The organism is Micromonospora sp. NPDC002575 (assembly GCF_042889525.1).
GTDB classification, from domain to species: domain Bacteria; phylum Actinomycetota; class Actinomycetes; order Mycobacteriales; family Micromonosporaceae; genus Micromonospora; species Micromonospora carbonacea.
This window is the reverse complement of sequence record NZ_JBIARA010000005.1, coordinates 53,375-66,746: the sequence shown is the minus strand read 5'-3', so window position 1 is coordinate 66,746 and position 13,372 is coordinate 53,375. Positions and strand designations below refer to the sequence as shown.

Sequence of the window (13,372 nt, the reverse complement as noted above, 5' to 3'; positions counted from 1 at the left end):
GAACCATTCACGTACGGCGGCGGGGGGCGTCACGGCCAGGTCGGAAGAAACCGGACGGGGCCGGCGGGGACGGACCCGTCGAGGCGTACCCCGTTGGAGCCGGATCCTGCTCGGCGTCGGCCTCGCCCTGGCGCTGCTGGCCGCCGGCGGGGTGGTCGGGCTCCGGGTGCTCGGCCACCGGTACGAGCGCACGGTGACCCGGGAGGACCTGCTCGACGCGGACGCCCGACGCGACCGGACGGACCTCGACGGGGCGCTCAACTACCTCCTCGTCGGCTCGGACCGGCGGCCCGGCGCGGCCGGCGACGACCAGCGCTCGGACACCATCCTCGTGGTGCACGTGCCGGCCGACACGAAACGGGCCTATCTGGTCTCGTTCCCCCGCGACCTGTTGGTCAGCATTCCGCCCGGGGCGAACGGCTACGGCGGCGGCAGCGACAAGCTCAACGCGGCGTACGAGCACGGCGGAGGCGGCGAAACCGGCGTCCAGCTCCTCTCGGCCACCCTGACCCGGCTCACCGGCCTACGCTTCGACGGGGCCGCCCTGATCGACTTCGCCGGGCTGCGGCAGGTGATCGACCTCCTCGGCGGGGTGCGCATGTGCGTCGACACCGAGGTCCGCTCGATCCACACGGGCACCCTGTTCAGCCCCGGCTGCCAGGAGATGGACGGCGCGCGGGCGCTGGACTACGTCCGCCAGCGCTACGACCTGCCCGGCGGCGACTACGACCGGCAGCGCCACCAGCAGCAGCTCCTGCGGGCGATGCTGGACCGGGCCGGCGAGACGAACCTGCGCCGCGACCCGGTGCGGCTCGACCGGCTCATCCGGGCCGTCGGCGCGTCGCTGACCGTCGACACCAACGGCGTGCCCCTGGAGGACCTGCTGCTCACCCTCCGGGACCTCCCCCCGGACGCGCTGACGGGCGTCCAGGTGCCCTCCCACCCGCAGACCATCGACGGGACCTCGTACGTCGTGCTCGACGGCGGGGGGAACGCTCTCTTCGACGCGGTCCGGCGCGCCCGCATGCCCGGCTGGGTCCAGGCCAACCCACGCTGGGTGACCCGCCTCTGAGCCGCCTCCACCCTGCCGCCGACCCCCTGCCGACCTGCTGACGTCCCCCTGCTGACCTGCTGATTCGTCCCGACCCGCCCGGATTCGCACGCCCCCGGACGCGCGGCCGGGCGAGGCTCTAGGCTTGGTGACCGTGTTCGGACCCCAGGTTCCCACCGTGCCCGTGACCGAGATCGCCGACGACACCTACCTGCTCGACGTCCGCGAGGACGACGAGTGGGCCGCCGGGCACGCCCCCGGCGCCCACCACCTGCCGATGATGGAGGTGCCCGCCCGGATGGCCGAGGTGCCCACCGACCGGGACGTGGCGGTCATCTGCCGCTCCGGCGGGCGCTCGGCGCAGGTGGTGGCGTACCTGCTGAACAACGGCTGGGACCAGGTGCGCAACGCCGACGGCGGCATGCGCCAGTGGGCGGCCGTCGGGCGACCCGTGGTGGCCGGGGACGGCGGGCCGGGCCAGGTCATCTGAGAGCGACGGGCGACGGGCATGGGTGACCCCCTGGTCTTCGCGCACCGCGGCTCCTCGGCGGATCTGCCGGAGCACACGCTCGCCGCGTACCTGCGGGCCCTCGACGAGGGCGTCGACGGGCTGGAGTGCGACGTCCGGCTGACCCGCGACGGGCACCTGGTCTGCGTCCACGACCGGCGGCTGGACCGCACCAGCAACGGCACCGGCCTGGTCAGCGTCCGCACGCTGGCGGAGCTGGAGGCGTTGGACTTCGGCTCCTGGCACCCGGGCTGCGCGCCGCCCGACGGCGACGATCCACCCGACGAGTCGCGCACCCGGCTGCTCACCCTCCAGCGGCTGCTCGACGCGGTGCTGGCCGCCGGCCGCCCGGTGCGGCTGCTGATCGAGACGAAGCACCCCTCGCGGTACGGCGGGCACGTGGAGCGCCGGCTGGTGGCCCTGCTGCGCCGGTACGGTCTGGCCGAGCCGCGCCCCGACGCCCCGGTCCAGGTCACCGTGATGTCCTTCTCGCCGCTGGCCGTGCGCCGCGTCCGCGTCCTCGCCCCCGAGCTGCCCACGGTGCTCCTGTTGGAGGTGCTGCCACGCTGGCTGCGGCTCGGCCGGCTGCCCTTCGGCACCCGCATCGCCGGGCCGGGAATCGAGCTGGTCCGGGCCCGGCCGCGTCTGGTGCCCGCGCTGCGGGCCGCCGGCCACCAGGCGTACGTCTGGACCGTCAACGAGCCCGCCGACCTGGACCTGGTGCTCGACGTCGGGGTGGACGGGATCATCACCGACCGGCCGGCGCGCACGCTGGCCCGGCTGGGCCGGTGAACCGGCGGGGCGGCGTCGTCCGCTGGCTGGTCAGACCGGGTTCGCCGGGCAGCGCGGGTGTCGGGGCCGCCCGCGCGGGGGTGTCGGGGAACGGGTCGGCGCGGCACACTCGGGACATGCCGGAGCGCACCGACCTCGCCGCCCTGATAACCGGCCATGGCAGGGTTATCGAGATGATCAACTCTGGTGAAGCCGGTCTGCCCGTCCTCGCCCGGCTGCTCCAGGTGGTCCAGCCGGCGATCGGGGCGGCCAGCACCGCCTTCGTGGAGTTCGCGCCCACCGGCGGCCGGGTGATCGCCGCGACCGGGGGCGCCGAGTGGGCCGTCGGCAGGCCCGTGTCGGCCACCGACCCGGCCACCGTCTGCCTGCTCTCCGGCCCGCGGGTCCGCGACGTCCGGGTGGACCGCATCCCCGGCCCGATCGGCGCCGAGTTGGTCGACCGGGGACTACGCCGGATGGTGGCCGCCCGCGCCGAAATCGGCGGGCTGACCGTCGGCAGCCTGCACGCGTTCTACTCGGACGACGACGACTCGACGGCCGCCGGGCAGCACGAGGTGGTGGCGTACATCGCCTCCTGCATCGCCCACATGTACAACGACCAGAGCGGGCTGCCGGTGCACGGCGACGGCCCGGTGGTCGCGGCGCTGGCCGACGGGCTCGCCGTGGTCGACCGGGACGGGCGCGTGCGGCTCTGGAACCCGGCCGCCGCCCAGGTGACCGGCCGGTCGGTCGCGGAGTCGCTGAACCGGGCGCTGCCGTTCCCCCTCCCCCCGTCCGGGCAGGTCCTCGACCACCGGCTGCCGGACGGCCGCTGGATCAAGATCACCTCGGGGGAGCTGCCGGGCCCCGGGGCGCTGCGCGTGGTCACCTTCCGGGACATCACCGACCAGCAGCTCCGCCACCAGGACCGCGACCTCTTCGTCGCGGTGACCAGCCACGAGCTGCGCACGCCGGTCACCGTCATCAAGGGGTACGCGGACACCCTCACCGAGCACTGGGACTCCCTGACCGACGCCGACCGGCGGCAGGCCGCCCGGGTCATCGGGCAGCGCGCCAACGAACTCGCCCGGCTGGTCGACCGGCTGCTCACCTCGGCCACCGAGGGCCGGCCCGGCGAGCCGTCCATGCCGTTCGACCTGGGCGAGGCGCTCCGGGCCGCCGTCGCCGACCTGCCCACCGACCTGCGCCGCCGGGTCGTCCTCGACGTGCCCGAGGGCCTGCCCAGGGCGCTCGGCAGCCGGCAGTCGCTGGCGACGGTGCTGACCGAGCTGGGGACCAACGCCGACAAGTACTCGGCGCCCGGCACCCCGATCGAGATCACCGCCGAGAGCAACGAGCGGACCGTCTCGTTCCGGGTCAGCGACCGGGGCATCGGCATCCGGCCGGAGCACGTCGAGCGGGCGTTCGACCGGTTCTGGCAGGGCGAGTCCGGCGATCGCCGGGGGTACCCGGGCGCGGGGCTCGGCCTCTATCTCGTCCGGCGGATCGTTGAACAGCAGAACGGCTGGGTGTCCCTCCGACCGAGGGCAGGTGGCGGTACGGTCGCAGAGGTCCGGCTGCCGCGCGGCTGAGCCTGGCCGGCGGGCCGGGCGCGCGGTCCCGGGGGCAGGTGTCCACGGCCGGGGTGCAACGGGGTGTGAGAGGAAGCGGCGGTGGTGAGAGAGCCGGTCGAGCGGTCGTGGTGCGTGGTCGTGCCGCACCATCCGACCGGCGCGCGCCTGGCCCGGCACCGGCTCGCCGACGAGCTGGCCGACGCCGTGGCGCCGGTGCTCCTGGCCGACCTGGTGGCGGTCCTGGCCGAGCTGGTCGGCAACGCCGTCCGGCACGCCGACGCGCTCCCCGGCGGAGTGGTCCGGGTGGCCTGGCGGCTGCGCCGGACCCCCGACGGGCCGTTCGTCCAGCTCCGGGTCACCGACGGCGGGGCGGCCGTCGGGCCGCTGGTCCGGAGCGCCGGCCCGGACGCGGTCGACGGCCGTGGCCTGCACATCGTCGCCGGCCTGGCCAGCCGGTGGGGCGTCGACCGGGACGGCCTCGGGCAGAGCGTGTGGGCCGAGTTCGAGCCCGCCGCCACGCCCCGCACCGATCTCGTCGCCGCCGGCTGAGCCGCCCCGGGAGCCCGGCTGAGCCGCCCCGGAGCGCCTGCCGGGGCGGGTCCTCCCCACCCCGGCGGGCGGCGGGCTCTAGGCTGTCTCGCCGTGAGCAAGCGTAGAAGGATCCAGCGGGCCGCCGACGCCAGCGTCGCCCCGAAGCGGGAGAAGGTGCGGGACGTCTTCGTGCCCCGGCCGTTCGAGGGACTGGCCGACGAGCCGGAGTGGATCGCCCTGCGCGAGCTGGTCCCCGCCGCGTCCGCGCCGCTGCGCCTCGTCCCCGAGCTGGTCGAGGAGCACGGCGACCGCCCGGTCACCCTCGCCACCGTGCTGCCGATGGCGGCACCGGCGATGACCAAGGCGGACGGCCGCGTCTTCGTCGGGCTCCAGCGCCACCAGCAGTCGGGCGACGTCTCCCGGGACCTGGCCGAGGCGCTGCTCTGCGCGCTGCGTACCGAGCCGGGCCGGACGGTCACGGTGCCGCCGCTGCCCGGCCCCGGCCCCCGCCTCCAGGACATCCTGGTCGACGGGCCACTGGAGATCAGCATGCACGAGGGCTTCGAGTTCTGGCTCGACCCGGGGGCGGCCGACGACCCGACCGTCCAGGCGTCCCTGGAGCGGGCCAACGCGGCCATCTACCCGACGGTGCGGCTGGCGGCGGCGCGGGCGGCGTACTGGTGCCAGGTGCCGGAGAAGGCGCACGTCCGCTGGGTGCTCCCGGACGACGAGGACGCCGCGCTGGACGCGCTGGCCCGGCTGAGCGCCGCCGGCACGCTGCCCCTCGCCGGGGACACGAAGTTCGCCGGCATGTTCCGCGCGCACGGACGCCTCGTGCCGGTCTGGGACCTGCCCGAGGGCGTCCCGGCGGCCGACTGGGAGGAGCCGGTGCGGGAGTTCGCCGCGCGCTACGCCGAGGCCCTCGCCGAGAAGGAGCCGCTGGACGCCGCCGGCCGCCGCGCCCGGCACGGCCTGCTCGGCCGGCAGCTCACCCTGCGCTGAGCGCGGCTGTTAGGAAGGGCCCCCTGTGCAACGTTTTGCGTTAACAGGGGGCCCTTCCTTACTCGCGGACCAGGGGGCAGGACATGCATCTCGGGCCGCCCCGGCCGGAACCCAGTTCGGACCCGGCGATCGGGATCACCTCGATGCCGGCCCGTTCGAGCTGCGCGTTGGTGCCGGTGTTGCGTTCGTAGCCGACGCAGAGCCGGGGGGCGATGGCGAGGGTGTTGTTGCCGTCGTCCCACTGCTCCCGCTCGGCGGTGACCGGGTCGAGTCCGGTGTCGATCACCCGGAGCTGGTCGAGGTCCATCGCGTCGGCGGCGGCCCGCAGGAACGGCGCGGGCCCGTCCACCTGCGGCTCGCCGTCGGGTCCGGCGACGACGGTGTACGCGGCGAGGCTGCTCGCCACGTTCGCGTACATCAGCACGGCGTCGACGTCGACCATCGTGCAGACGGTGTCCAGGTGCATGGTGGCGCGCTCCTGGGCGATCGGCACCACCAGGATGGTGTGCGCCAGACCGGCGGCGAAGACCTGCCGGGCGAGCCGCTCCGCGCCGGCCGGGGTGGTCCGCTCGCCCACCCCGACCGCGAGCACCCCCGGGGCCAGCAGCAGCACGTCGCCGCCCTCCAGGTGCTCCAGCCCGGCGTGGTAGACGAACTCGGTGCCGACGAAGCGCGGGTGGTGCCGGTAGATCGCGTCGGTGATGCTCGTCTCTCTTCGGCGGGCGGGCATGGCCAGGCTGGTGACCCCCACCCGGTCGCCGATCCACAGTGACGAGTCGCGGGTGAACAGCAGGTTGGGCAGGGGATCGATCACGAAGTCGTGCCGGTCCATCAGGGAGTAGACGAGCCCTCCGGGCCGTTCCCTGCTGATCCGCAGCTCCTCGTGGGCGAGCCCGGCGATGAGCACGTCGGCGAGGGCGGCGGGGTCGAGGTAGGCGAGGTGGTCGGCCACGCGGCGGCGCAGGCTGTCGCCGAGTCGGGGTGAGCTGAGCACCTGCTCGGTCAGCTCGGCGCGGGCCTCGGCGACGGCGAGGGTCTCGGCGAGGAGGGTGGCGAGGTAGAGCACCTCCACGCCCCGGGCGCGCAGCTCGGCGGCGAACGCGTCGTGCTCCTCCTGTGCCCGTCCGACCCATGGGATAGCGTCGAACAGCAACGAGTCGTTGTTCCGGGGGGTGAGTCGGGCCAGTTCGGGGCCCGGCCGGTGCAGCAGCACGGTGCCGAGGCGGCCTACTTCACTGTCCACGTAGTGGGTCACCCGGCCAAGGGTAGGGCAGGGTTTGGCGGCATCCGGTAAAACGTCTGTGGATGAATATGGCATTCATCCACACTCACTCCGGCGCTCCGACTTGCCGGGTACCCGGTATGGCAACGTAGGGTAGTGAGGACATAACTTCGAGGGACCTTTTGCCGGAGGTCGCGATGACTGTCTTTCCCGCACGTCGAGCCGCACCCACCGCACGGGCACTGCCGCCCGTCGGGGTGCCACACCCCGGGTCGGAAGCCCCCGGGGTGCTCGACCCGGTCCGTCCGAGCCCCCTGGACTGGGCCCGTCGCCGACGCGCCGAGCGGGGGGCCCGCCGGTTGGAAGCGGCCGGGGCCCGCGCCCTGGGCCGGCTCGACCACCTGGGGCCGGGGTGGCACGTCGTCGAGTGGCCCCGCACGGACACCACGGACCTCCTCCTCGACCCGTCCCAGGACGACCGGGCCGGGTTCCTCGCCATCGGGCCCGGCGGCCTGTTCGCGGTGACCATCGCGGACCACGGCCGGGCCCGGGTGCTGGTAGCCGGCGACGTGGTGCAGATCAACGGCAAGCGCCCGCCGTACGTGGCCGAGGCCCGCCGGGACGCCAAGCGGGCGAGCAAGGTGCTCTCCCAGGCGGTGGGGCTGCCCATCCCGGTGACGCCGGTGCTGACCTTCGTCGGGTCCGGCGTCATCAGCGTGTACGGCCTGCCGAAGGACTGCCTCATGGCCACCCACCGCGAGCTGGACCGCCTGCTCGTGGCCGGAGGCAACCGGATCACCCCGACCACGGCCGAGAAGCTCGCCCGCGTGGCGCAGCACCCGGGGACCTGGATGAACGGCACGTACCGTCCAGCCGGCGACTACCGGTGGTACGACGGCGGCCGAACGGCGGCTGACAAGCCGGCCAACCGCCGGTAACGTCTCCCGCGACGCCACGCGGTCCGGCCCGCACCCGGAGCAACCACCGGCCGCGCCGTCGCCTGCCGCCCGGGGTGAGGGCAACCGATCCCCGGCGTCCCGGCGGCCCCGGCGCGGTCGGCGACGCCCACGACGACCGGTTAGCGTGGACAGACCGTCGGTGTACATAGGAGGCGCGGTGGCCCACGTCGAACTCTCGCTCTCGGAAGTGTTCGTGCCCACCGCCCGGACACCGCTGGAGCAGGAGTCCGACAACTTCGGGCAGTGGTCCGCCACCGTGGCCCGGGCCGACGAGCCCTGCCTCCTGATCGACGCCGACACCCGGGTCGTCGCGGTGTCGGCATCCGGTTGCCGACTGCTCTGCCTGGGCTGCCCCGACGACGTGATCGGCCTGCCGCTGCTCGACGGCTGCCTGCGGCTGCTCGACTTCACCGCCCACCGGGGCGAGCTGACCGAACAGGAGACCGACAAGATCCCGCCGCTGCTCGCCCTGCACTCGGGGCGTCTCGCCCGGGGGCTGCTGCGGGTGCAGGCTGCCACCGCGGGCCGGACGGACCCGACGGTCGACGCCATCTCGACGCCGGTGCTGACCGACGGCCTGGTCGCCGGGTCGCTCACCTTCTTCTCCGAGGTCTGATCCGGCTCCTGCGCAGAGCGGGCCGGCTCATCTCGGCCCTGACCTGGGCGAATGTGGCGTCCGCCGCACCCTGGGGGAGCTGTGGCCGGCACCCGCCAGGCCGTAGGGTGCCCTCATGGTCGATGTCGTTCTGCTGCCGGGGGAATACGCGGTGTGTCGGCTGGCCGTCGGTTCCGCCCTCGGGCCAGCCCTCTGGGGCGAGCTGGGCGACGCCGAGGTGGTCAGCGTGAGCTGGGCCGCCGACGGGGTCTCCGTGATCTGCCCGTCCCCCCGCGCGCCGGCCGAGGTGGAGACCGACTGGCGCTGCCTGCGGATCGTCGGCCCGCTCGGCCAGGCGGTGACCGGCACCCTCGCCGCGCTGATCGGCCCGTTGACCGAGGCGCGGGTCGATCCGGTCGCGTTCTCCACGTACGACACCGACCACGTGCTGGTCCCGGCCGTGCGGCTGGGCGAGGCGACCGCCGCGCTGCGCCGCGCCGGCCACCGCGTCCTCGACTGACGGCCCCCCGCACGGTCGCCCGCGTGAGACGCCGCCCGGTGGGCCTTCACGGCCGCGCCGATGGCTCCTACGATGGGCTCGGCCATCCGGCCACAACGACGTTCTCCGATGCAAGGATCGGCTCGTGCCGCCATCCGCACCGCACCGACCGGTGTCCCGCGCGCCCGGCGTCTCCGGTCCGTCCCGCGCGCCCGGCACGCCCGGTTCCTCCCGCACGTCCGGCGCGATCACGCTGCTCGCCGTCCTCGTCGTCACGCTCGCCGGCTGCGGCACGCCGCCGGAGCTGCGCCAGCCCGCCGCCCTGCCCAGCAGCGGCGCGACCGGCACCCCCGGCCCGCCCCCGCCGGCCTCCGCCCCGCCCACCGGCCCACCGGCGGTCACCCCGCCGGTGGCGGGGCCGCCGACCACCCCGGCCTCCGACCTGGTCGCCGGCCCCTGCCGCGACGGCCCGTCGGTGGACCGGGTCGTCGCGCTGCTGCGCGGCCCGGCCGGGGTGCTGTCCCGCTCGGTCGCGGTACGGGCGGGCGACGGCCCGCTCTGCGCGGGGGACTGGCAGTACACGGTGCTGCGGGTGACCGGGCACGAGGAGTTGCAGGTGGTCACCCGGGGTCGGCCGGGCGACCTGGAGCTGGTCACCGCGGGCACCGACGTCTGCACCATCGAGGTGCGGGTCGCCGGGCCGCCCGGCATCCGGGCACTCGCCTGCGACGCCGTCCCGGGCACCGTGCCGGGTGCGTAGGCTGGCGGCATGCCGGGAACACCGCCCACCCGTTTCGTCTACCTCGGCCCCGAGGGCACCTTCGCCGAGCAGGCGCTGCGCACCGTGCCAGCCGCCGAGCGCGGCACCTGCACGCCCGCCCGCAGCGTCGGCGAGGCCCTGGAGAGCGTCCGCGCCGGGGAGGCCGACGCGGCCCTGGTGCCGCTGGAGAACTCGATCGGCGGCGCGGTCGGCGTGACCCTGGACGAGCTGGCCGAGGGGGACCCGCTGGTGATCACCCGGGAGGTGATCCTGCCGGTCGAGTTCGTGCTCGGCACCCGCCCGGGGGCGTCGCCGGAGGCGATCCGCTCGGTGGCCGCCCATCCGCAGGCGTCCACCCAGTGCCGGGGCTGGCTGCGCGCGCACCTGCCGGACGCGGTCGTGGTCGACGTGCTCTCCAACGGGGCCGCTGCGGCCGGCGCGGCCACCGGCGAGTACGACGCGGCGATCTGCGCCCCGATCGGGGCCGCCCGGCACCGGCTGGCGGTGCTCGCCGACAAGATCGCCGACCATCCCGACGCGGTGACCCGGTTCGCGCTGCTGTCCCGCCCGGGCCCGCCCTCGCCCCCCACCGGCGACGACCTGACCTCGCTGGCCGTCTACATCGCCCACGACCGGGTGGGCGCGCTGCTGTCGGTGCTGATGGAGCTGGCCGTGCGCGGGGTGAACCTGACCCGCATCGAGTCCCGCCCGACGGGCGAGGCGCTGGGCCGGTACGTCTTCTTCCTCGACTGCACCGGCCACGTCGCCGAGCCGCGGCTCGGGGAGGCGTTACAGGGGTTGCGGCGGGTCTGCGCCCAGGTGCGGTTCCTCGGGTCGTACCCCCGGCACCGGTGGGCGCAGCCGGCGGGTGACCGGCCCATCCCCGCGCCGGCCGGCCTGTCGGACGCCGACTACGCCGACGCGGCGGCCTGGCTGGCCCGGCTGCGCGCCGGCGAGCTGAGCTGACACCGGCCTCGCCGGCCCGGCCCGGCCCGCGCCGGCGGGCTGACACCGGGGCGCCCCCGGGTCGGGGCGCCCCGCCCGAGTCAGCTCGTCGCCCGCGCGGCGACGGGTCAGCTCAGCAGGCCGCCGAGCAGGCCGCCCTGCTGCTCCTGGGCGCCGCTGCCGGCGACGGGCGGCTCCTCGGAGGGCTGCACCACCACGAAGCCCTGCCCGGCGAAGCTCATCGTGAACGCCTCGCCGGTGGTGCGCCCCAGCAGCGTGCCCAGGCCGAACTGCTCGGCCCGGTGGTAGCCGGTCTGGAGGTTGGCCGACCAGCAGACGGCGGCCTGCGGGTCGACGTACGTCGGTGCGTCGACGTTGAGCACCACCGGGGTGCCCTTCGTGGTGATCGCGATCCGGCCGTGGCCGGTGAACACGCAGTTGAACAGGCCGGACGAGGACGCCATCCCGGCGCCGCCGACCATGCGGATGTCGTATTGCAGGCTGGAGTCGAAGGCCAGCACGCTGGAGCCGTTGATCGACAGCGCGTCGCCGGGCTCCAGGTCGATGATGTGCACGTCCTTGGCCAGCTCGGCGAGGAAGACGTCACCCCGGCCGCTGAGCTTCATCAGCGGCACGCCCTCGCCGGTGAGCTTCTGCTTGAGGAACTTGCCCAGGCCGCCGGAGCCGAGCGCCTGGAACTGCACCTGGCCCTGGTAGGCGACCATCGACCCGACCCGGGCCATCGCCTCGCCGTTCAGCTCGATCTTCAACATCTTGGAGTTCTGCAGCCGCATGCCGGGCTGGGCGGACTCCTTCTCCAGGTTCTCGGCGGAGAACAGCGCGCTGCGCATGGAAGTGCCTCCTGACTCGGGGTGTCTGCCCGGAGGGTAGGTGACCAGCGCAACGGGTGACATCGGCCGAGCGGGGCCGGCCCACCGTCGCGCGGCGCGGACCGGACGGCGGGGACGAGGAGGCCGCCTGTCAGCCCCAGCCGAGGTCGTGCAGCCGCTCGTCGTCGATGCCGAAGTGGTGGGCGATCTCGTGCACCACGGTCACCGCCACCTCGTCGACGACGTCCTCGTCGGTGTCGCAGATGCGCAGGATGGGGTGGCGGTAGATGAAGATGCGGTCGGGCAGGACGCCCGCGTAGTCCCAGCCCCGCTCGGTGAGGGCGTGGCCCTCGTAGAGGCCGAGCAGGTCCCCGTCGCCGGGGGGCGGGTCGTCCTCGACGAGGATCACCACGTTGCTCATCAGCCGCAGCAGCTCCTCGGGGACCTCGTCGAGGGCGTCCCCGACCAGTTCCTCGAAGCGCTCCCGGCTCATCTGGACCGCCACGCCCCCATTGTCCCCGAGCCGCCCCGCGCAGGGTGCCCAAGATCGGCGCTCGTACGGAAAAGTCCCCATCCGGCGCGGATGGGGACCGTTCCGCGTCACGTGCGCGCGCGAGACCTCAGGAGGCGAGCCGGGCCGTGAGGCTGATCTGGGCGCCCGGGGAGAGCAGACGCGAGATCGGGCAGTTCTCCTTGGCGGTCTCGGCCAGCTTGGCGAACTGGGCCTCGTCGAGCCCCGGGGCCTGGCCGACCGTCTCCAGGTCGATCCGGGTCACGGTCATCCCCGCGTCGGTCTTGTCGAAGTGCACCTTCGCGGTCGTCTCCACCGACGTGCCGGTCGCCCCGGCGTCGGCGAGCTGCTTGGAGAACGCCATCGAGAAGCAGGCGGCGTGGGCGGCCCCGATGAGTTCCTCGGGGTTGGTGCCCTCGCCCTCCTCGAATCGCGACTTGAAGGAGTAGTTCCCCTGGAGCCCGCCCTTGCCGGTGCGGACCGTGCCGGAACCCTCGGTGAGATCGCCCTGCCAGCGTGCGGAAGCGGTACGGATAGGCATGACCCGACGCTAACCGAAAGCCGGGCGGCGGGCGAGCCGCTGCCCGTGATCGGTCCGCCCCGATCGTGGCGGTCGCGTTCCCGGCCACGCGGTGCCTGCTGTGTCATGATTCGGCTCAGGCCCACGAGGTTCAGGCCCGCGAACGCGGAGAGGTGGCCGATGTCCGAGGATCTTCCCATCCCCCGGCAGGACAGCCGGTCCGGCGACGCCACCGTCCTGGAGTGGGGTGGGTCCGAGCCCGACCCGCCGGGGCGGGCGGGTCGCCCGCTGTCCCGGCTCGGGCGGGACCGGCGGCTCCCGCTGGTGGCGGCCGGCCTCGGCGCGGTGGCCGCGTTCGCCTCGCTGGTCGGGGAGTGGCTGGTGATGACCGTGCCGACCGGGGGCCCCGAGGGCGGCACGCTGCGGGTGCCGGGCGGGGTGTCCGACGTCGGCGGCTTCGGCCTGGGCTACCTGGTGGGCCTGTTCGCGCTGGTCACGGCTGCCGCCCTGGCCCTGCGGGGGAGCGCCGCCGTGCGGCACGACGCACGGGTCGCCGGCCTCGCCCTGTCGACGGCCATGATCGGCGTCCTGGTCGCGGCGTCGATGTCGCTGGACGACCCGGGCCGGCGGGCCCTCTACTCCTCCGAGGACGGCTTCCAGGTCGAGTACGGCCGGGGGCTGGTGGCGGCCTTCGCGGCCTGCGTGCTGCTGGCGGCGGCGCTGTACCTCGCCGGCCGGGCCGACGCCGGGCGACCGGACGAGGGCGCGCCGCGTGCGGAGCGCCCGTTCGCCGACGAGGCCGACCTGCCCGGGCCGGCCGACCTCACCGTGCAGCCGACGGTCCCCTTCGCCCGCCCGGAGTAGCGCCCGGAGCAAGGAAGGGCCCCCTGTTAACGCCCGCGGTCGAGAAGGGTCCCCTTCTCACTCCGGAAGACGGGGCGCGCAACCTCGGTGTGGTGTCGAGTTGCCGCCCGGTTCGTCGGGAAGCCATGGTCGCGCCCGGTTGCGCGAGGTACGGTGGCTGCCCGCCGTCACTGCCGGTCGAGGCACCGACGACCCAGAGACAGGGCCGGCGCGCGACGGCGGCGGGCGAA

The 13,372-nt window shown here is 74.8% G+C and carries 16 protein-coding genes; 12 read left to right on the top strand and 4 right to left on the bottom strand.

Annotated elements, in window-relative coordinates; translation table 11 throughout:
- Positions 1-133 precede the first annotated feature (133 nt).
- The 6 genes from ACFYWL_RS10070 to ACFYWL_RS10045 all read left to right on the top strand — a co-directional run bounded on the left by ACFYWL_RS10070 (position 134) and on the right by ACFYWL_RS10045 (position 5,437).
- Positions 134-1,072 carry an LCP family protein gene (locus ACFYWL_RS10070; protein ID WP_386970544.1) on the top strand — a complete coding sequence of 313 codons (939 nt, stop codon included), beginning with the start codon at positions 134-136 and terminating at the stop codon, positions 1,070-1,072.
- 133 nt (positions 1,073-1,205) lie between these two features.
- Positions 1,206-1,541, top strand: coding sequence for a rhodanese-like domain-containing protein (locus tag ACFYWL_RS10065; protein ID WP_386969946.1), 336 nt, complete (start codon positions 1,206-1,208; stop codon positions 1,539-1,541).
- Between the two features lie 18 nt (positions 1,542-1,559).
- The gene (locus tag ACFYWL_RS10060) at positions 1,560-2,351 is read left to right on the top strand and encodes a glycerophosphodiester phosphodiesterase (protein WP_386969943.1); all 792 of its coding nucleotides are present in this window, start codon (positions 1,560-1,562) and stop codon (positions 2,349-2,351) included.
- 116 nt (positions 2,352-2,467) lie between these two features.
- Positions 2,468-3,922 carry an ATP-binding protein gene (locus tag ACFYWL_RS10055; protein WP_386969940.1) on the top strand — a complete coding sequence of 485 codons (1,455 nt, stop codon included), beginning with the start codon at positions 2,468-2,470 and terminating at the stop codon, positions 3,920-3,922.
- A 114-nt stretch (positions 3,923-4,036) separates the two neighbouring features.
- Positions 4,037-4,453, top strand: coding sequence for an ATP-binding protein (locus tag ACFYWL_RS10050; RefSeq protein ID WP_386970542.1), 417 nt, complete (start codon positions 4,037-4,039; stop codon positions 4,451-4,453).
- A gap of 93 nt (positions 4,454-4,546) precedes the next feature.
- Entirely contained in the window at positions 4,547-5,437 is an 891-nt protein-coding gene (locus tag ACFYWL_RS10045; RefSeq protein WP_386969937.1) for a DUF5926 family protein, read from the top strand.
- Between the two features lie 58 nt (positions 5,438-5,495).
- On the opposite strand, the gene ACFYWL_RS10040 is transcribed toward ACFYWL_RS10045, so the two are convergent.
- Positions 5,496-6,692: an arginine deiminase gene (locus ACFYWL_RS10040; RefSeq protein WP_386969934.1), complete on the bottom strand. Its 1,197-nt coding sequence runs from the start codon at positions 6,690-6,692 to the stop codon at positions 5,496-5,498.
- Between the two features lie 164 nt (positions 6,693-6,856).
- On the opposite strand from ACFYWL_RS10040, the gene ACFYWL_RS10035 reads away from it, so the two are divergent.
- The 5 genes from ACFYWL_RS10035 to pheA all read left to right on the top strand — a co-directional run bounded on the left by ACFYWL_RS10035 (position 6,857) and on the right by pheA (position 10,438).
- Positions 6,857-7,597: a hypothetical protein gene (locus tag ACFYWL_RS10035; RefSeq protein WP_386969931.1), complete on the top strand. Its 741-nt coding sequence runs from the start codon at positions 6,857-6,859 to the stop codon at positions 7,595-7,597.
- Positions 7,598-7,775: 178 nt separating this feature from the next.
- The gene (locus tag ACFYWL_RS10030; RefSeq protein ID WP_386969929.1) at positions 7,776-8,234 is read left to right on the top strand and encodes a hypothetical protein; all 459 of its coding nucleotides are present in this window, start codon (positions 7,776-7,778) and stop codon (positions 8,232-8,234) included.
- A 115-nt stretch (positions 8,235-8,349) separates the two neighbouring features.
- On the top strand, positions 8,350-8,733 hold the full coding sequence (locus ACFYWL_RS10025) for an ACT domain-containing protein (RefSeq protein WP_386969927.1): 384 nt from the start codon (positions 8,350-8,352) through the stop codon (positions 8,731-8,733).
- Between the two features lie 226 nt (positions 8,734-8,959).
- A complete protein-coding gene (locus ACFYWL_RS10020) occupies positions 8,960-9,472 on the top strand; it encodes a hypothetical protein (RefSeq protein ID WP_386970539.1) in 513 nt (170 codons plus the stop codon).
- Positions 9,473-9,481: 9 nt separating this feature from the next.
- On the top strand, positions 9,482-10,438 hold the full coding sequence (gene pheA / locus ACFYWL_RS10015; RefSeq protein ID WP_386969924.1) for a prephenate dehydratase: 957 nt from the start codon (positions 9,482-9,484) through the stop codon (positions 10,436-10,438).
- Positions 10,439-10,545: 107 nt separating this feature from the next.
- Here the strand turns inward: pheA and ACFYWL_RS10010 are convergent, their stop codons facing one another.
- From ACFYWL_RS10010 to ACFYWL_RS10000, 3 genes are all read right to left on the bottom strand, one after another.
- A complete protein-coding gene (locus ACFYWL_RS10010) occupies positions 10,546-11,268 on the bottom strand; it encodes an AIM24 family protein (protein WP_386969921.1) in 723 nt (240 codons plus the stop codon).
- Positions 11,269-11,398: 130 nt separating this feature from the next.
- Entirely contained in the window at positions 11,399-11,740 is a 342-nt protein-coding gene (locus ACFYWL_RS10005; RefSeq protein WP_386970538.1) for a metallopeptidase family protein, read from the bottom strand.
- A 127-nt stretch (positions 11,741-11,867) separates the two neighbouring features.
- Positions 11,868-12,299, bottom strand: a complete 432-nt coding sequence (locus ACFYWL_RS10000) for an OsmC family protein (RefSeq protein ID WP_043960915.1) — start codon at positions 12,297-12,299, stop codon at positions 11,868-11,870.
- 159 nt (positions 12,300-12,458) lie between these two features.
- On the opposite strand from ACFYWL_RS10000, the gene ACFYWL_RS09995 reads away from it, so the two are divergent.
- Positions 12,459-13,142 (top strand): hypothetical protein, encoded by a 684-nt coding sequence (locus ACFYWL_RS09995; RefSeq protein WP_386969918.1) that lies wholly within the window; start codon positions 12,459-12,461, stop codon positions 13,140-13,142.
- The last annotated feature ends 230 nt before the right edge of the window (positions 13,143-13,372 follow it).